13 protein-coding genes are annotated in these 18,318 nt (G+C 63.4%); 1 reads left to right on the top strand and 12 read right to left on the bottom strand.

Features of this window, described 5'->3' with window-relative positions:
* Nucleotides 1–4: 4 nt before the first annotated feature.
* From NKI15_RS12165 to NKI15_RS12150, 4 genes are all read right to left on the bottom strand, one after another.
* Nucleotides 5–889: a transglutaminase family protein gene (locus tag NKI15_RS12165; protein ID WP_352513977.1), complete on the bottom strand. Its 885-nt coding sequence runs from the start codon at nucleotides 887–889 to the stop codon at nucleotides 5–7.
* Between the two features lies 1 nt (nucleotide 890).
* Nucleotides 891–3,302 (bottom strand): circularly permuted type 2 ATP-grasp protein, encoded by a 2,412-nt coding sequence (locus tag NKI15_RS12160; protein WP_352513978.1) that lies wholly within the window; start codon nucleotides 3,300–3,302, stop codon nucleotides 891–893.
* 6 nt (nucleotides 3,303–3,308) lie between these two features.
* Entirely contained in the window at nucleotides 3,309–6,668 is a 3,360-nt protein-coding gene (locus tag NKI15_RS12155) for a transglutaminase family protein (RefSeq protein ID WP_023747176.1), read from the bottom strand.
* 248 nt (nucleotides 6,669–6,916) lie between these two features.
* Nucleotides 6,917–8,113 carry an acyl-CoA dehydrogenase gene (locus NKI15_RS12150; RefSeq protein WP_352513979.1) on the bottom strand — a complete coding sequence of 399 codons (1,197 nt, stop codon included), beginning with the start codon at nucleotides 8,111–8,113 and terminating at the stop codon, nucleotides 6,917–6,919.
* 106 nt (nucleotides 8,114–8,219) lie between these two features.
* Here NKI15_RS12150 and NKI15_RS12145 point away from each other — a divergent pair, with 106 nt between their 5' ends.
* Nucleotides 8,220–9,131: a LysR family transcriptional regulator gene (locus tag NKI15_RS12145; RefSeq protein ID WP_023686321.1), complete on the top strand. Its 912-nt coding sequence runs from the start codon at nucleotides 8,220–8,222 to the stop codon at nucleotides 9,129–9,131.
* Between the two features lie 11 nt (nucleotides 9,132–9,142).
* On the opposite strand, the gene NKI15_RS12140 is transcribed toward NKI15_RS12145, so the two are convergent.
* From NKI15_RS12140 to NKI15_RS12105, 8 genes are all read right to left on the bottom strand, one after another.
* Nucleotides 9,143–9,325, bottom strand: coding sequence for a hypothetical protein (locus tag NKI15_RS12140; protein WP_023820690.1), 183 nt, complete (start codon nucleotides 9,323–9,325; stop codon nucleotides 9,143–9,145).
* A 65-nt stretch (nucleotides 9,326–9,390) separates the two neighbouring features.
* Nucleotides 9,391–11,712, bottom strand: coding sequence for a Tex family protein (locus NKI15_RS12135; protein ID WP_023747174.1), 2,322 nt, complete (start codon nucleotides 11,710–11,712; stop codon nucleotides 9,391–9,393).
* 114 nt (nucleotides 11,713–11,826) lie between these two features.
* Nucleotides 11,827–13,008 (bottom strand): serine hydrolase domain-containing protein, encoded by a 1,182-nt coding sequence (locus NKI15_RS12130; protein ID WP_352513980.1) that lies wholly within the window; start codon nucleotides 13,006–13,008, stop codon nucleotides 11,827–11,829.
* 33 nt (nucleotides 13,009–13,041) lie between these two features.
* On the bottom strand, nucleotides 13,042–14,238 hold the full coding sequence (locus NKI15_RS12125) for a serine hydrolase domain-containing protein (RefSeq protein ID WP_023691711.1): 1,197 nt from the start codon (nucleotides 14,236–14,238) through the stop codon (nucleotides 13,042–13,044).
* Between the two features lie 62 nt (nucleotides 14,239–14,300).
* Entirely contained in the window at nucleotides 14,301–15,335 is a 1,035-nt protein-coding gene (locus tag NKI15_RS12120) for an ABC transporter substrate-binding protein (protein WP_023703961.1), read from the bottom strand.
* A gap of 23 nt (nucleotides 15,336–15,358) precedes the next feature.
* Nucleotides 15,359–16,159, bottom strand: a complete 801-nt coding sequence (locus NKI15_RS12115; protein WP_023671766.1) for an ABC transporter permease — start codon at nucleotides 16,157–16,159, stop codon at nucleotides 15,359–15,361.
* Nucleotides 16,152–17,072 (bottom strand): ABC transporter permease, encoded by a 921-nt coding sequence (locus NKI15_RS12110; RefSeq protein ID WP_023703962.1) that lies wholly within the window; start codon nucleotides 17,070–17,072, stop codon nucleotides 16,152–16,154. Before NKI15_RS12110 ends, NKI15_RS12115 begins: the two co-directional genes overlap by 8 nt.
* Before the next feature lie 2 nt (nucleotides 17,073–17,074).
* The gene (locus tag NKI15_RS12105; protein WP_023703963.1) at nucleotides 17,075–18,175 is read right to left on the bottom strand and encodes an ABC transporter ATP-binding protein; all 1,101 of its coding nucleotides are present in this window, start codon (nucleotides 18,173–18,175) and stop codon (nucleotides 17,075–17,077) included.
* Nucleotides 18,176–18,318 lie beyond the last annotated feature (143 nt).

Genomic DNA, 18,318 nt, shown 5'->3' with positions numbered 1-18,318 from the left:
GCTGTCAGGCCTTCTCAAGCGCGACCGGAATGACGTCGACGGCCTGGTCGCCGACCTGGCCGCCGGTGGTTTTCAGCACGCCGACGATCGGAGCCACGTCGGAATAGTCGCGGCCATAGCCAACGGTGATGTGGTCGTTGCTGGCCCGCATGCCATTGGTCGGGTCGAATTCCTGCCAGCCGGCATCGCGCCCACACCACACCTTGACCCAGGCATGCATGGCATCGGCGCCTTCGAGCCGCGGCTTCCCTTTCGGTGGAATGGTGCGCAGGAAGCCGCTGACATAACCCGCAGGAATACCTAGCCCGCGCAGGCCGGCGATCATGATGTGGGAGAAGTCCTGGCAGACGCCCCGCTTCAAACCGAAGGCATCGCTGGCCCCGGTACGCACCGTGGTCGCTTCCCCGTCATAGGTGAAATCGCGGTGGATGCGGTTGCACAGATCGATGGCCATGCCGACCGTCGAGCCGCCGGCGCTGTCGCGGGCATAGGCGGTGATCGCCGCATCGATGCCGGCATGATCGCTGGCGGCGAGAAAGTGATGCGGTGCATCCGGCGCCAGTGACCGTACGGCGCCGAGTTCTTCCCGCAGGCGCTGCAGATCGGGCGACACGTCGAGCCCAGGCTCCGGCCGTGACACCGACACGCGCGCGCTCATTCTGATGTCGAGCCCGTCATGGACGTCGCGAAAGGCGATCGCGGTGACATTGTTGCCGAAGAAATCGGCAAAATCCGTGCGCTCAGATGGGGTCGGCACAAACGAAAGCGAGGCCGCGATCACGCGCTGCACGCCGGCAATGGTCGGCGGCAATACACGCACCTGATGCCGGCTGCCGCCGGCCGCGGCGTCATAATCGTAGCTGAGATGAAGCCTGATATCGTACAGCATGTTAACCGAAATACGCTTTAGCCAGGCTGCTATAGAGGTTGCCGATCTCAGTTGCGAGATCGTCCAGCACCTCCGCCGACATCTCCGATGGCTCCATGACGGCAATTGCCGTGTTGAGCTGCAGGATTTCCTTGGCCGCGACCGACATATGCCCCTCCGGCCCAACCGATGGCAACAGGCCGATCTCCGCCTTCAGCCGTTCGAGCTGGAACAGGATCGAGCGCGGGTTGAGTGGGTCGAGCGCCAAGAGGTCGATCACCGTGCGCCGTCCGGCCCGCACCGGATATTGCCGGCGGTGGGTCATGACGCTGTCGCCGATCTCCAGCATCATGTCGAGCGAGCCGTCCGGCGCACCGGACCTTGTCAGTCGGGCTAGCGTACGGGCGATCTGGATGCCGCGCTCGATCCGCCGGCCGATCTCGAGGAAACGCCAGCCGGTGAAACGGTACATATTCTCGTGCAACAGGCCAGAGAAACCGGCGAGCTTGCGCAGCATGACCGTCATCGCCCGTGTCGCGTCGTCACCCGTCGCCACCGTGGTGGCGAACTGATGAATGGTCTTCGACAGGTCCTTCAGCGCCAGCCAGCCATCGGGCGAAAAGCGGTCGCGGATCTGTCCGGCGCTGTAGACGGCGCTGTCCAGCGTGCCGATCAATCCGGGCGGAATGGCCGCTTCGAGATCGATGCCGAAGGGTTCGAGATAGTCCCTTATATCGGCGAGCAGCAGCATGTCAGGATCGGACGTCTCGGCCAGCCGCACATGATAGGCGCGCAGGATGCGAACCGTATCCTCCGAGCGCTCGATATAGCGGCCGAGCCAGGTCAGGTTTTCCGCCGCGCGGCTGGGCAGGCTGCCCGGCATGGTGCGGACGAAGCTGTCATGCTCCTGGGGCAGCAGTGTCTCGCGCTCGACCGACCGGTCGCTGACCACCCAGACGTCGGCCGCCTGGCCGCCGCGCTGCATGGCGATGGCCGTCGGGTCGAGCGAAAGGCCGACACGGGCGAAACCGCCCGGCATTACCGTCCAGCCATCGGGCGTACGCGCCAGATAAACGCGCAGGCTTGCCGGTCGCGGTTCCAGCCAGCCGCCGACATAGACCGGCGTCGTCGACAGCGTCACCGCTTCCTGGCCGACGAAACCGCTGCCATCGCTCTCGATGCGCGCGATCAGCGCGATGCGTTCCTCCGGCGTCAGTGCCGAACCGAGCCTGGTCTGGCCGTCATCCTCGAAGGCCAGCCGCGTCGACAGCGCCGGACCGATCACCATGCGATCGATATTGGCAAGCACATGGGCCCGTTCGGTTGCTTGCCCGCACCACCAGGTGGCGACGCTTGGCAACAGAAGTTCTTCGCCGCGCAATGCGCGCGAAATCTTCGGCAGGAAGGCGAGCAGCGCCCGGGTTTCCATCAAGCCCGAACCCAGCGCATTGACCGTCGAAACCGTGCCGCGGCGGATCGCCTCGACCAGCCCCGGGGTGCCGATATGCGAGTCTGGCCGCAGTTCCAGCGGATCGGCGAAGGCGGCATCGAGCCGCCGCCACAGCACGCTGATCGGCATCAGCCCCGAAACCGTGCGCACCATAAGCTTGCCGCCGGCGACGGTCAGATCCTCGCCCTCGAGCAGCATGATGCCGAGATAGCGGGCGATATAGGCGTGCTCGTAATAGGTCTCGTTGAGCGGCCCCGGCGTCAGAATGGCGACGCGGCCGTCATTCTCCTTCGCCATGCCGATCAGAGCATCGCGAAAGCGACGGAAGAAACCGGCGAGACGGTGCACATGCATCTCGCCATAGATGTCGGACAAAGCCCGCGTCGTGGCGACTCGGTTTTCCAGCGCAAAGCCGGCGCCCGACGGCGCCTGCGTGCGGTCGCCCAGCACCCACCAGCTTCCATCCGGTCCACGGCCGAGCTCGAAGGCGCAAAAATGCAGGAAATGACCGCTGGCCGGCATGGTGCCGACGACGGGGCGCAAATATTCGGGGCTCGCCGCAATCAGGCCTGCCGGCAGGATTCCCTTCTCGGTCAGCCGGTTCGGCCCGTAAATATCAGCGACTATCTCCTCGAAAAGCTCGGCGCGCTGGACGAGACCGGCGCTGATCCCGGCCCATTCCTTGTCTTCGATCAGCAGCGGGATATGCGCCAGTGGCCATTCGCGCTCGTTGGCGCCGGCCTTGTCGTAGACGCGATAATAAACGCCGGCGTCGCGCAGATACTGGTCGGCGCGGGCAAAGCGCTGGCCCAGCTTTTCGGGACCCAGCTCCTCCAGCGCCTCGATGAAGGGCGCCCAGGCCGGACGCGGATGGCCCGAAGCATCGACCATCTCGTCGACGACGCCGTCAATCGGCTGGTAGTGCTCCAGCAGACTGTGCCTCAGCGGCTTGCCGCGGACCTTTTTCTGATTCCCCTTTGCCATCGCTGATCAGAGTCTTGCTGGCCGCCTGAGGTCAAGGGTCATGGGGAAGTCTTCAGAGGCTTCTTCATTGCGCAGCACATAGGCCGACGGCGTATGGCCGCGCGGCTCGAAGCGGGCGAGACGCCTCGCCTCGGCCTCATTGCCGTTGACCGGGAACGTGTCGTAGCTGCGCCCACCTGGATGCGCGACATGGTAGACGCAGCCGCCCACCGCCCGCCCCGACCAACGGTCGTAAATGTCGAAGACCAAAGGCGTGTTGACCGGCAGCGCCGGATGCAGGCCCGACGAAGGCTGCCAGGCCTTGAAGCGCACACCGGCCACCGCGACCTCGCGATTGTCGGTGACCTTCATCGGCACGATTCGGCCATTGCAGACAATGGCATGACGTTCCGGGTTGAGGCCTTCGGTCCTGACCTGCAGCCGTTCGACCGAGGAATCGACGAAGCGCACGGTGCCGCCGATGGCGCCTTGCTCACCCATCACATGCCACGGCTCCAGCGCCTGCCGCAGTTCCAGCTTGATGCCGGCATGCTGGACTTCGCCGCAGAACGGAAAGCGGAACTCCAGCTGGGCATCGAACCATTCCGGCCGGAATTCGAAACCGTTGAGCTTGAGGTCGTCGAGCATGTCGAGGAAATCCGCCCAGACATAATGCGGCAGCATGAAACGGTCATGGAGCGAGGTGCCCCAGCGCACGAAGCGGCCATCAAGCGGGTTGTTCCACGCACGGGCGATGATGGCGCGTACCAGCAATTGCTGCGCCAGCGACATGCGCGCATTGGGCGGCATCTCGAAACCGCGGAACTCAACAAGCCCAAGCCGGCCGGTCGGGCCATCGGGCGAAAACAGCTTGTCGATGCAGATTTCCGAGCGGTGCGTATTGCCGGTGACATCGGTCAACAGGTTGCGAAACAGTCGGTCGACCAGCCAAGGCAGCGGTGGGTTGCCCTGGCCCGGGTGCGGCACCTGCGCCATCGCGATCTCGAGTTCGTAAAGCGAATCGTGCCGCGCCTCGTCGAAGCGCGGCGCCTGGCTGGTCGGGCCGATGAACAGGCCGGAGAATAGATAGGACAGCGACGGGCGCCGCTGCCATTGCAGCACCAGGCTCTTCAACAGATCGGGCCGGCGCAGGAACGGGCTGTCATTGGGCGTCGCGCCGCCGACGACGACATGGTTGCCCCCGCCGGTACCGGTGTGGCGGCCGTCGATCATGAACTTGTCGGCGCCAAGCCGCGTCTGCCGTGCTTCCTCGTAGATCGCCGTCGTCGTCGCCACGCAGTCCTGCCAGTTGGCAGCCGGATGGATGTTGACCTCGATGACGCCGGGATCGGGTGCCACCCTGATGACGTTGAGGCGCGGATCGTGCGGCGGTCCATAGCCTTCGATATGGACGGGAAGGCCGATCGCCTTGGCCGCGTTTTCGGCGGCTGCGACGAGTTCGAGATAGTCTTCCAGCGCCTCGACCGGCGGCATGAACACGCACAGCCGCCCGTCGCGTGGCTCGACCGAAAGTGCTGTACGCACCGCGCCGCCGATCTCGGTGATCTCCTGTTCGACCCTATCCTGCTGGCCGGTCGTCGCCGTGAAAGAAATCGCCTGCTGGCGTCGTGCCATCTCGTCGGCGCCTTCCAGCTCGGCCGGAGCCGGTTCTGGCAGTATGGCTTCCCGCGCCGGCAGCGGTCCACGCGGCAGCGACGGATCGACCGGCACAATATAGGGGAACTGCGCCGGCGGCACATAGGGCAGCGTGCCCAGCGGCAGGCGGTAACCGACAGGGGAATCGCCCGGCACCAGGAACAGCCGCCCGCGCCGGGTCTTCCACTTCTCCGAGCGCCAGCGCGGGTCCGAAGCCTGGCTGTTCCAGCGCTGCACCGGCAGCACGTAGCCCGACGGCTTGGTCAGCCCGCGCTCGAACACTTTCGCCATGCGGCTGCGCTCTTCCGGGTCTTCCAGCTTGGAGTTGGACGGATCGACATTGTCGGGCAGCTTGCCTTCTTTCAGCAGCCATTCGGCCGGGTCCTCATAGGCCTCGCTGACCATCGCCTTGTCGATGCCGAGTTCGCCGGCGATTGCCGTCAGCAAGCTCTCGGCCTGCTGCGGCCCCACCTTTGCGTCGCTCTTTTCGCGTGCGATCAGCGACGGATCGCTCCACACCGGCTGGCCGTCGGTGCGCCAATAGAGCGAAAAGGTCCAGCGCGGCAGGCTTTCGCCCGGATACCATTTGCCCTGGCCGTAGTGGAGGAAGCCGCCCGGCGCGAAGCGTTCGCGCAATTTACGGATCAGCGCATCGGCCTTTTCGCGCTTGGTCGGGCCGACGGCGGCGGTGTTCCACTCGGCGGACTCGAAATCGTCGATGGAGACAAAGGTCGGCTCGCCGCCCATGGTCAGCCTGACGTCGCCCGCTTGAAGTGCGGCGTCGACCTTGTTGCCCAGCGCATCCAGCGCCTGCCAGCTTTCGTCCGAGAATGGCTTGGTGATGCGCGGATGTTCGGCGATGCGGTCGACACGCATGTCGAAGCCGAATTCGACATTGGCGAAGCTCGCCATGCCGGAAATGGGTGCGGCGTTGCGGAAATGCGGCGTGGCCGCCAGCGGCACATGGCTTTCGCCGGTGAGCAGGCCCGACGTCGGATCGAAGCCGATCCAGCCGGCGCCCGGCAGATAGACCTCGCACCAGGCGTGCAGGTCGGTGAAGTCGACGGCGGTTCCGGCTGGGCCATCGAGCGCGACCAGATCGGGCTTCAGCTGGATCAGATAGCCTGAGACGAAACGCGCGGCGAGGCCGAGATTCCTGAGAATTTGCACCAGCAGCCAGCTCGAATCCCGGCACGATCCCTTTTTCGCGGCCAGCGTTTCCTCCGGCGAGAACACGCCGGTTTCCATCCGCACGATATAAGCGATCTCCCGCTGCAGCCGCGCATTGAGGTCGACGACGAAATTGACGGTGTTGGTGGCGCTACGGTCGATGGTTGCGAGGAAAGCAGACAGCAGCGGCCCCGCCGGCTCCGGCGTGCGGTAGATGGCGAGATCGTCCCTGATGTCTTCGGGGTACTCGAACGGGAAGGTCTCGGCCGATGGCTCGACGAAGAAATCGAACGGATTGTAGACCGTCATGTCGGCGACGAGGTCGACCTCGATCTTCAATTCCGTCACCGGTTCCGGGAAGACGAAGCGGGCCAGGAAATTGCCGTAGGGGTCCTGCTGCAGATTGACGAAGTGGTTCGCCGGCCCGACCTTCAGCGAATGGCTGAGCACCTTGGTGCGGGAATGCGGTGCCGGCTGCAGCCTGATGACCTGGGGCCCGAGAACCACCGGCCGGTCGTATTTGTAATGGGTCAGGTGGTAGACGGCTGCCAGTATTGCCATGGGGCCCCGGAGATCGGCGTTTCTTCAGCCGAACCCTGACACATCTATTGGCCATTCTCCAAGCAGAGATGTTGCGCTGCACCTAAATTAAGCAGCCGAAGCCGGCTACGCTGTGTCGAGATTCAGGTCAGGCCGAGTCGAAAATGGCTGATACCGAGAACCGGAGCAGAGCGTACTTTTGGTACGCGAGCACCGGAAGCGCAGGTATCGGCCATTTGCAGGCCGGCCTCACTTGAATTCGGCACAGCTTAGAAAAACGCCTGTATCCCCGTCTGAGCCCTGCCAAGGATCAGCGCATGCACGTCATGCGTGCCTTCATAGGTGTTGACCGTCTCCAGGTTCTGCGCGTGGCGCATGACGTGGTAGCCGATCTGGATGCCGTTGCCGCCATGCATGTCGCGGGCCTGGCGGGCGATGTCGAGCGCCTTGCCGCAATTGTTGCGCTTGACGATCGAGATCATTTCCGGGGCCATCTTGCCTTCATCCATCAGCCGCCCGACGCGCAGCGAGCCCTGCAGGCCCAGCGCGATCTCGGTCTGCATGTCGGCGAGCTTTTTCTGGAACAGCTGCGTGCCGGCGAGCGGCTTGCCGAACTGCTTGCGGTCGAGTCCATACTGCCGGGCCCGGTGCCAGCAATCCTCGGCGGCGCCCATCGCGCCCCAGGAAATGCCGTAGCGGGCCCGGTTGAGGCAGCCGAATGGGCCGCCGAGGCCCCTGGCGTTGGGCAGCAGCGCGTCTTCGCCAACCTCGACGCCTTCCATCACCACCTCGCCGGTGATCGAGGCCCTAAGGCTGAGCTTGCCGCCGATCTTCGGCGCCGACAGCCCCTTCATGCCCTTCTCCAGCACGAAACCGCGGATTTCGTCCTTGCCGTTGTCGCCCTTCAGCTTCGCCCAGACCACGAACACGTCGGCGATCGGCGCGTTGGATATCCACATTTTCGAGCCGGAAATCTTGTAGCCGTTCGCCGTCTTCTCGGCCCGCGTCTTCATGCCGCCCGGATCGGAACCGGCATCCGGCTCGGTCAGGCCGAAACAGCCGATCCATTCGCCCGAAGCCAGCTTCGGCAGGTATCTCTTGCGCTGCTCTTCCGTGCCATAGGCATGGATGGGGTACATCACCAGCGACGATTGCACCGACATCATCGAGCGGTAGCCGGAATCGACCCGCTCGACCTCGCGCGCCACCAACCCGTAGGTGACGTAATTGGCGCCGAGCCCGCCATATTCCTCAGGGACGGTGATGCCGAGCAGGCCGGCCTCGCCCATCTCGCGAAAGATGCCGGCATCGGTCTTTTCCTCGAGATAGGCCTCCTCGATGCGCGGCGCGAGCTTGTCTGCGGCAAAGGCGGCCGCGCCATCGCGCACCATGCGCTCATCCTCGGAAAGCTGGTTCTCGATCAGGAAGGGGTCTTCCCAAACGAACGCGTTCTTGTCGGCGGCCATGGCTTCGCTCTCTCCCAAAATCTTGAAGTGCTCGGGCTTATCCGCCTTCGCTTCGGAAAAATCAAACAAAATTGCATCACCGATCAATGAGGTTTAGTAATGGATCATGAACGTCCAACGCCGGCTTTTGCCCAGCACCAGCGCCCTTGCCGCCTTCGAGGCCGTGGCCCGCCTTGGCTCCTTCACCGCTGCCGCCCAGGAACTCGATTTGACCCAAGGGGCCGTCAGCCGCCAGATAGCCCTTCTGGAGGAACAGTTCGGCCGCCGGCTGTTCGAGCGCGACAGCCGCAATGTTCGGCTGTCCACGGCGGGCGAAATCTATGCCGAAGCCGTGCGGGCGGCACTGGGGCAATTGCGCGACGCCGCGCTCGGATTGATGAGCAATCGGCATAGCGGCATGCTGAACCTCGCCATACTGCCGACCTTCGGCACGCGCTGGCTGATGCCTCTGATCCCGGATTTCGTCGCAGAAAACCCTGACATCACCATCAACTTTGTCACCCGCATCGGCCGCTTCGACTTCGCCCGCGAGCGGCTCGACGCCGCCATCCATCATGGCCAGCCCGACTGGCCGGACGCCGATTCCACATTGTTGATGCGCGAAACCGTGATGCCGGTGGTTTCGCCCGACTTCCTTGCCAGCCGCGATATCACCACGGCGGCCGACATCAGCCGCCTGCCGCTGCTGCACATGGCGACGCGTCCCGGGGCCTGGGGCGAATGGTTCGAGGAACAGGGCTTGAGCGCACCGATCGGACCCGGCATGCAGTTCGAGCAATTCGGCACCGTTGCCCAAGCCTGCATGGCGGGGCTTGGCGTCGCGCTCCTGCCTCAAGTTCTTATCGCCGGCGAATTGCAGCGCGGTCAGCTCGTGCCGGCGCCGGGACAGCCGATGCAAAGCCGCAGCGCCTACTACCTCGTCGTCCCGAACGACAAGCGCGGCCACCCGCCCGTCGTCAGCTTTCGCGACTGGCTGCTGGGCCAGGTTGAAAAGGAACCGGCCGTTCTGGCCTGGTAGCTACTTCCGCTTCATCGGCACGGTTTCCGGCTGGAAGCGCAGCGTTTTTGCGACTTGCGTTCGGCAACTTTCGCATCGAGCTTGCTTTTGATCCGGGCGAAAGCCTGGTCTCCATCGACCGAACTGCCACTCGCCATGCCCTCGTCCCAAAGACGCCCCAACTCTTGGACACTCACTTTCTCGAAACTTGCCATATCGCGCGTATCTCCACACAAGGATGGTAGATAACGCTCTAGCGATTGCAAGGAACCATCCGAGGCTACTTCCGCTTCAAGGCATCGGCCAGCGCCGCACCAAACGCGCCTTGCTGTGCCGATCGTTCCGGCTGACGCTGCGGCATCGGCGAAGGTTGCGCCGGCTTGCCGCCGCCATTGTCGCGCGGCCCCTTCGGCGTCCCGCCCTCGCCGCCGTCCTTGCGCATGGACAACGCGATGCGCTTGCGCTTGATGTCGACATCGACGACCCGCACCTTCACCACATCGCCCGCCTTCACCACCTCATGCGCGTCCTTGATGAAACGATCGGCCAGTTGCGAGACATGCACCAGCCCGTCCTGGTGCACGCCGATATCGACGAAGGCGCCGAAGGCCGCGACATTGGTGACGGTGCCTTCGAGAAGCATGCCGGGCTTCAGATCCTTGATATCGTCGACGCCGTCGGCAAAGGTCGCCGTCTTGAAGCCGGGGCGCGGGTCGCGGCCGGGCTTTTCCAGCTCCGCAATGATGTCGCGCACCGTCGGCAGGCCGAACCGTTCGTCAACGAAGACGCGCGGATCGAGCGCCTTGAGCGCGGCACTGTCTCCCATCAGCGAGCGCACATCGCGACCGCAGGCAGCGACGATCTTCTTGGCCACGCCATAGGCTTCCGGATGGACGGACGAGGCGTCGAGCGGCTCGCTGCCATTGGCAATGCGGAGGAACCCTGCGGACTGTTCGAACGCGCGCGGGCCGAGCCGCGCTACCTTGAGCAGTTCCTTGCGGCTGGCGAACGGCCCGGTCGCATCGCGATGCGCGACAATGGCATCGGCAAGCGACGCGCCCAGGCCTGACACGCGGGCCAAGAGCGGCGCCGAGGCGGTGTTGAGATCGACGCCGACAGCATTCACCGCGTCCTCCACCACCGCCTCCAGCGAGCGGCCAAGCCGGTACTGGTCGACATCATGCTGGTACTGGCCAACGCCGATCGATTTCGGCTCGATCTTGACCAGTTCGGCGAGCGGGTCCTGCAGGCGCCTGGCGATCGACACCGCACCGCGCAGCGACACGTCGAGCCCGGGAAACTCAGCCGCCGCTGTCGCGGAGGCCGAATAGACCGAGGCGCCGGCTTCGCTGACGATCACCTTGAGCGGCTTTGGCCCACCATCTGAAGGCATGTCGGACAGCATGTCGGCGACCAGCTTTTCAGTCTCGCGGCTGCCGGTGCCGTTGCCAATCGAGATCAGCTCGACCTTGTGCAGGCGGATGAGCTTGGCGAGCTCCGCCTGTGTGCCGCGCACATCGTTCCGCGGCGGAAATGGATAGACCGTCGTCGTCGCCAGCACCTTGCCGGTGCCATCTACCACCGCGACCTTGACGCCGGTGCGGATGCCGGGATCGAGCCCCATGGTCGGACGCGATCCTGCGGGCGCTGCCAGCAGCAAATCCTTGAGGTTGCGTGCAAAGACATGGATCGCCTCTTCCTCCGCCCGCTCGCGCAGGTCACGCATCAAATCGAGCGTCAGGTGCAGCGAAAGCTTGATCCGCCAGGTCCAGCCGGCGACTTCCATCAGCCAGCGGTCGCCCGGCAGGCTGCCGCCGATGGCGTAGGCATTGGCGATCATCCGCTCGACCGGCTTCACCGGCGAGGCATGGTCGGCATCGACCTCGATGTCGAGCGACAACACCTCTTCGTTGCGGCCGCGCAGCATGGCCAGCGCACGGTGGCTCGGAACATTTGCCCAACGCTCGACATGGTCGAAATAGTCGGAGAATTTCGCCCCGGCCTCCTGCTTGCCGTCGACGACACGGGCACGCATGAAAGCGCGCTCCTTCATGTAGGTTCGCAATTTGCCGACCAGATCGGCATTTTCCGCAAACTGTTCCGACAGGATGTCGCGTGCGCCTTCCAGTGCGGCCTTGGCGTCGGCCACATCCTCGGTCACATAAGCCAGCGCCGCCTCGGCGGGCACCAACGACCGGTTGGCCAAAATAGCCTCCGCCAATGGCCCCAGCCTGCGCTCCCGGGCGATCTCGGCCTTGGTGCGGCGCTTGGGCTTGTAGGGCAGGTAGATGTCTTCCAGTTCAGCCTTGGTGGCGGCAGCCACAATTTTGGCCTCAAGTTCGTCGGTCAGCTTGCCCTGCTCGCGAATCGAACCAAGGATCGTATCGCGCCGCGCATCGAGCTCGCGCAGATAGGCCAGCCGCTCGGCAAGGTCGCGCAATTGCGTGTCGTCGAGCCCGCCGGTGACCTCCTTGCGGTAGCGCGCCACGAACGGCACCGTCGCGCCCTCATCGAGCAGCCCTATAGCTGCCGATGCCTGCTCCGACCGCGCCCCGATCTCTGCCGCGATGATGGATGCGATGCGTTTGCTGTCTGCTGCCATGCTGGTCCCTGTCGCAAAGAGCGGCGACCATAGGCGCTGATGTCCGTCCCGCCAACCGCAGTGTTCTCAAGCGTCAAAGAGGTCCACAGGAAAGCGCCTTGCTTTGGCTCGTCCTCAGACCATCCCGCTCAGCGCCTCGAAAAAGGCAACGATCTCGCGTTCGAGCGGATAATCTTCAGGCACCGGCTGCGACCCCATTTTTGCAATCACCACTTCCGTCTTCGGGTTGACGTAGAGCCATTGGCCGTGGATGCCGATGCCGCAGAAGGCGCCGTTTGCCGCCCCCGTCTGGTACCATTTGTTACGGTAACGGCCCTTTGGGAACAGATGCACCATTGTGCCGCGCTGCCAGGCCTCCGCGCTGCCGCCGGCAACGGTCGTATCGCGCACCCAGCCTTCTGGCACGATGCCGCGGCCATTGGCCGTGCCGCCCTGCCGCATCATCTCGCCGATACGCGCCAGGTCGCGCGGCGTCACCGAAATGCCGCCGGCGGTGCGCGCCGTACCTTCCATGTCGACGCCGATCGAAGCCTCGCTGACAGCACCCAGCGGTAGCCACAGTTTCTCGCGCATGAGGTCCGGGAAGCGCTGGCCGGAAGCTCGTTCGAGCAACAGGCCGAGCAGATCGGAATTGGGCGAACGGTAGCGGAAGGTTTTGCCGTGCGGTTCTTCGAGCCGCTGCAAGGTCAGAATGAATTCGCGCAAGCTTTCAGTGCCGCCGCCCGGATTCCACAGCGTAGCGCGACGGTAACGGGCAAAGGCGCTTTCGGGATCGAGATAGGCCTCCTCGAAGTCGAGGCTGACGCTCATATCGAGCACATGCCGGCAGCTTGCATCGGCATAGGCCGAACCGGCGGCTTCCGGAATGTACTGGGTCACCGGCGCTTCCGGGTCGAACACGCCCTCGCCTTCCAGTATTCCGGCGATGATCGCGGTGACCGATTTGCTGATCGAAAAGATGATGTGACGGGCGCCGAAATCCATATTGGGCGCGAACCAGTCGCCGATGACCTTGCCAGCCTTCATCACCGTCAGCGCGTCGCTGCTCGAACGTGTGAGGAATTCGGCCACCGTTTCCGGGGCGCTGGCGATCGAAACCTTTTCGCCGAGCAGGCCGCTCAGGTCCCGCACCGGCGCTTCGACGCTTCCCGGCGTCGGCGCCACGGGAGCGGTCGGCACCAGCTCGCCAAGGTTCTGGAACGACCAGCGGTTGAACGGGCTTTCGCGCCAGTTGGAGAGCAGCACCTCATTGCGGGCAAAGCCGTAGCGGGTCTCGAACGCAGTCTTGCCGGTCATGAACGTTTCCTCAGAGGGATGGTTTGTTGTGGGTCAACCAAGCGCCTTGGCGATGGCGTGCACCGCCTTCAGCGTTGCCACCGAATAGGCGACATTGCTGAAATCCGGATAGCTTGAAAGCTTGACCACGACCATGCCGGTGTCCCAGTCGATATGGATCATCTGCCCGAACACGCCTCGGCACATCAAAGCGCGCGTGCGCGGATTCTCGATCCAGAACTGGTTGCGATAGCTGCCCTCCGGCAGGCTCGGATTGAAGTCCGGCCCATGCTTGCCGTTGCGCGTCGCCTCGATCCAGTCGGCCGGCACGATGCCGCGGCCCTTGTCGAGGATCAGCTGGCCGAAGCGGGCGTAATCGCGCAGCGTCGCGTTGAAGCCGCCATCGGCCAGCGCATAGCCGGCGCTGTCGACCGTGAAGCAAGCGCTTTCGTCGGCGCCGAGCTTCTGCCACAGCTCCTCGGACACCAGCTGCGCCAGACGTTTACCGGTGACCCGCTCCATGATGAAGGCAAGCACGTCGGTCTCGATCGAGCGGTACTCGAACGCGGCGCCATGCGGCCGCACCTTGTCCTTCAGCTGCAGGATCAACTCGAACAGATGCGGCGGCCATTGGAAATCCGGATCGCTGTCCGGCGGCACCGGCTTCCAGCCCGTGGCGACATCAACCTGGCCGATGTCGGAGTAACGGTCGGTGTATTCCTCGGAAAACCGCACGCCGGTGGTCATATCCAGCACATGCTGCACGCTGGCGCCGTCCCAGCCGGTCGCGCCGAGCTCCGGCAGATAGGCGCTCACCGGTTTGGCCGGGTCGATCAAGCCGCGCCCAACCAGAATACCGAACACGGTGCCTGTTACCGACTTCGCCATCGACTGCGACAGATGCAGCGTGCGCTCGGCCATGCCGTTGAAATAGCGCTCATAGGCGACCTTGCCGTCTTTGAGCACCAGGAAGCCGTCCGTGTAGGTCTCGTCGAGCAGGCCAACGAGCGTCGTCGGACGGCCCTTGCTGTCTTCCACCGGCAGCGCGTCGAGATCGGTCTCTGCGCGCTCAAGACGATGGCGATGGCCATTACCGCGCCAGACCTCGATGGTCGGCAGGAATTCGCGGATGTGTTGGAAGGCCCAGCGATTCCATGGCGGCCGGTCCCAGTCGAGCTTCGGCAGCACCATTTGAGGCGGCGAGCCCTGCATGATCGACGGCCGCGGATCGCTGTTGCGATAGGAGTCCATGAAAGCCATTCCGGAAAAGAAAAGACCCGGCGGCGCATGCCGCCGGGTCTGTCAGACTGCGGTTATTTCTGCAGTTCGGTCCAGATCTTGGTGTAGATGTCCTGGATCTCAGGCGCGCACATCTTCTGGAATTCGCCTTGTGCCTTCGCAGCCTCCGGAATGACGACTTCCGGGGCATCCTTCATATCGGCCGGCATGTATCTGTCCGAGCCGGTAATGGCGTTTGCGTAACGGTGGAAGGCCGAGAGGCCGGCCGCGTTTTCCGGATCCATGATGAAGTTCTGGAACAGCTTGGCGTTCTCGACATTTTTGGCTTCCTTGAGAACGACGACGTTATCGCTCCACAGGCCGTAGCCTTCCTTCGGATAATTGTAATGGATGGCCGGATTGGCCAGCCGCTGACGCAGCGCCGAACCGTTCCAGTCGCTGGTCGCCTTGAAGTCGCCGGCGCCCATCTTTTCGATGGTGTTGTATTCCATGGCGATCCAGTTCGGCTTGGCCGCGACAAGCGTGTCGCGCACCTTCTTCAGCACCGTCTTGTCGTCGGTGCACTGCTGGCCGCCGACATATTTGATCGCCGCGAAGATAACGTCATTCATCTCGGGAACGACATTGGTCTTGCCCTTCAGCTCGTCCGGCGTGTTGAAGATGATGCCCCAGCTGTCGGCTGGTCCCTTGTAGGCATCGGTGTTGACGACGACGCCGACGGTGCCCAGCGCCCACGGCACGGAATATTTGCGGCCGGGGTCGAAGTCTGGATTGGCCCATTCCGGCGCCACGTTCTTGAAGTTCTCCATCTTGCCCGGATCGGTCTCCTGCACGAGGCCCTCCTTGATCCAGATCGGCACGTAGGTTTGCGACGGAACGGCGATGTCGAAGCCGGTGCCGCCCTGGCGTACCTTGGCGAGCGCCGTATCGTTGGAATCGTAATCGGTGATGGTCACCTTGACGTTGTATTTGGCTTCGAACTTTTTGATCACGTCGGGGCTGGTATAGTTGCCCCAATTGTAGATGTTCAGCTCGCCATCGGCGCGGGCCAGGCTCGTCGTTGCGAGCAGCGCCAACCCCATGGCGGCTGTCGTTGTTTTCCAGTTCATGGTTTTAGCTCCCATTTGTCGGTTCAGTCTCTTTTCCTGCTGACGAAGAAAAACAACGTGACGATCGCGACCGAAAGCAGCAGGAAGGCGGTCGATATCGCGTTGATCTCAGGCGTGATGCCGCGGCGGATCTGGCCGAGCATGTAGGTGGGCAGCGTATCCTGGCCGCCCGATTTGACAAACTCGGTGATGACGACGTCATCGAGCGAGATGACGAAGGCCAGCATCAGTCCGGCCAGTATGCCGGGCCACAAAAGCGGCAGCGTGATGCGGCGGAAGGTCTTCCAAGGCGTCGCGTACAGATCGGCGGCCGCGCGCTCCAGCGTCAGGTCCATGTTTTCCAGCCGCGCCCGGATCGGCAGATAGGCAAACGGGATGCAGAACGCCGTGTGCGCGGCGATCAGATAGCCAATGCCGGAATAGCCGGTGAAGATCTTGATGCGCGAGAAGAAGATCAGCAGCGCCACGCCCGTGACGATCTCGGGCACCATCAGCGGCTGGTTGATCGCCGCATATTTGAAGGTGAGGCCCGGATAGGACGCGGTGCGCGTGGTGGCGAGCGCGGCCATGGTGGCAAAGATTGTCGACAGCACCGCAGCGACGGCGCCGATCTGGAACGAGCGTAGCGTCGCGTCGATAACTTGCACGTTCTGCCAAGCCGACTGGAACCAGCGCATCGAAAAGCCGCCCCATTCGGACGTCGAGTTCGCCGCGTTGAAGGCATAGGCGACCAGCACGATGATCGGCAGATAGAGCACGATAAAACAGGTCGCAGCGATCACCGTGAAGCCGGTCTGGTGCTTGATGGAAAAGTTCTTAGCCATGCCGCGTCCCCGACTTGCCGGCATTGCGCACATAGGCAAGCAGCGCCACCATGACGATGATCATCACCGTGATCGACAGCGCCGAGCCGAGCGGCCAGTTGCGGCCTTGGCCGAACTGCAATTCGATCAGGTTGGACAGCATCATATTCTTGCCGCCGCCAAGCACGCTCGGCGTCACATAGGCGCCAAGGGCTGGAATGAAGACCAGGATGGAGCCGGCAATGACGCCGGGTTTGACCAGCGGGAAAATGATCTTCCGCAATACCTTGAATCGGGTCGCGTAGAGGTCGTAGCCCGCCTCGACGAGGCGAAAATCAAGCTTCTCCATGCTGGCATAGATCGGCAGCACCATCAGCGGCAGATAGACATAGGCCATGCCGATCAGAATCGCCGTGTCGGTGAAGAGGATCTGCACCGGCGCTGAGACGATACCAAGCTTGATAAGGATGGTGTTGATGATGCCTTCGTTGCGGATGATCTGCAGCACGGCGAAGGTGCGGATCAGAAGGTTGGTCCAGAACGGAATGGTGATCAGGAACAGCCAGAGATCCCTGGTTTTCTCGCTGCGCGTCGCCATGAAATAGGCGGTTGGAAACCCCAATGCCAAAGTGGCGATCGTCGTTATCACCGCCAGCTTGATCGAGCGCCAGAAGATGGTGACATGCGCTGCCGCAAGCGAAAGCGTATCGTCGAAAATGTCGCGTTCCATGAACACCGACAGCCAGGCATCGGGCGAAAACTGCCACTTCACATCGCCATAGGGGCCAGGCGTCAGGAACGAGTAGATCAGCACGATCAGCAAGGGGCCGGTCGCGGCGAGGAAGATCACCAGCAAGGCTGGCGCTGACAGCAGCCACCGGTCGCGCACATCGCGTCGCTCCGCTGCCTTGGCGACTTGTTCCGCGGTCGCCATGATCAGTCCTTCAGCACTTGCGCGGCGTCGTTGCCGATCATGATGCCGATCTGGCCGCCCTGCACGAAGCCGTCACCGGCGCCGCGGCTGTTCTGACGCCGCACGATGAACGGCTCGCCACCGGCAAGGCGCAGATGGAAGTGCGTGTCGGTGCCGAGATAGACGATGTTTTCGACGGTGCCGGACAGCGAAGCGCTCGGGCTGGCCGTGCCCAACTGCGCATGCTCTGGACGCACGACGATGGTGACCTTGCCGCTGGGGCTGAAGCCTTCCGGCAGCGAGGCTGGGATTTCCACACCAGACGGCAGCTTCACCGTCGCCCGGCCACCAGTCGCGCTAACCACATCCGCCTTGAGGAAGTTCGACTCGCCGATGAAGTCGGCGACGAAACGCTCGGCCGGCCGGTCGTAGATGTCGCGCGGCGAGCCGACCTGCAGGATTTTGCCCGACGACATCACCGCGATGCGGTCCGACATGGTCAGCGCTTCCTCCTGGTCGTGGGTGACGAAGATGAAGGTAATTCCGGTCTCGTGCTGCAGCCGCTTCAATTCGATCTGCATTTCCTTGCGCAGCTTGTAGTCGAGCGCCGAGAGCGGTTCGTCGAGCAGGAGCACCTTGGGCTGCGGCGCCAGCGCCCGGGCGAGCGCCACGCGCTGCTGCTGGCCGCCGGAGATCTGGCTGGTTCGGCGACCCGCCAGCGCCTCCATCTTCACCAGTTTCAGCATCCCGGCGACGCGCGCCTTGATCTCGGCCTTCGGCTTGCCCAGCATTTCCAGGCCAAAGCCGATATTGTCGGCGACCGTCATATGCGGGAACAGCGCGTAGGATTGGAAGACGGTGTTGACCGGCCGCTTGAAGGGCGGCAACGGCGCGATGTCCTGACCGTAGAGGAGGATTTCGCCGGCGGTTGGAAAGTCGAAGCCGGCAATCAGCCGCAGCAACGTGGTCTTGCCGCAGCCGGATGGTCCCAGCAGGGTGAAGAACTCATTCTCGCGGATGGATACCGAGACCGTATCGAGGGCAGCGACCTGCCCCTCACCCGATCCGAAAATTTTACTGACGTTTACGACTTCAATTGCATTCCGATCCGGTTTTTCCGGCACGATACGCCTCACTGTTCACCCCGCTCTTGCTGGCGGAGCTTTTCCCCTGTTCGATGTGACCACACGGCCGGTAGGTTGGCAAGTCCGGCATTGAATCACAGTTCAGTCGGTCATTTCGTCTTGCAAGCGGCAAGCTGTGCAAG

The sequence above is a fragment of the Mesorhizobium sp. M0862 genome (assembly GCF_040319795.1).
Lineage (GTDB): Bacteria > Pseudomonadota > Alphaproteobacteria > Rhizobiales > Rhizobiaceae > Mesorhizobium.
Note: the sequence above shows the minus strand (reverse complement) of the source record. Positions and strands in the feature narration are given on the sequence as shown.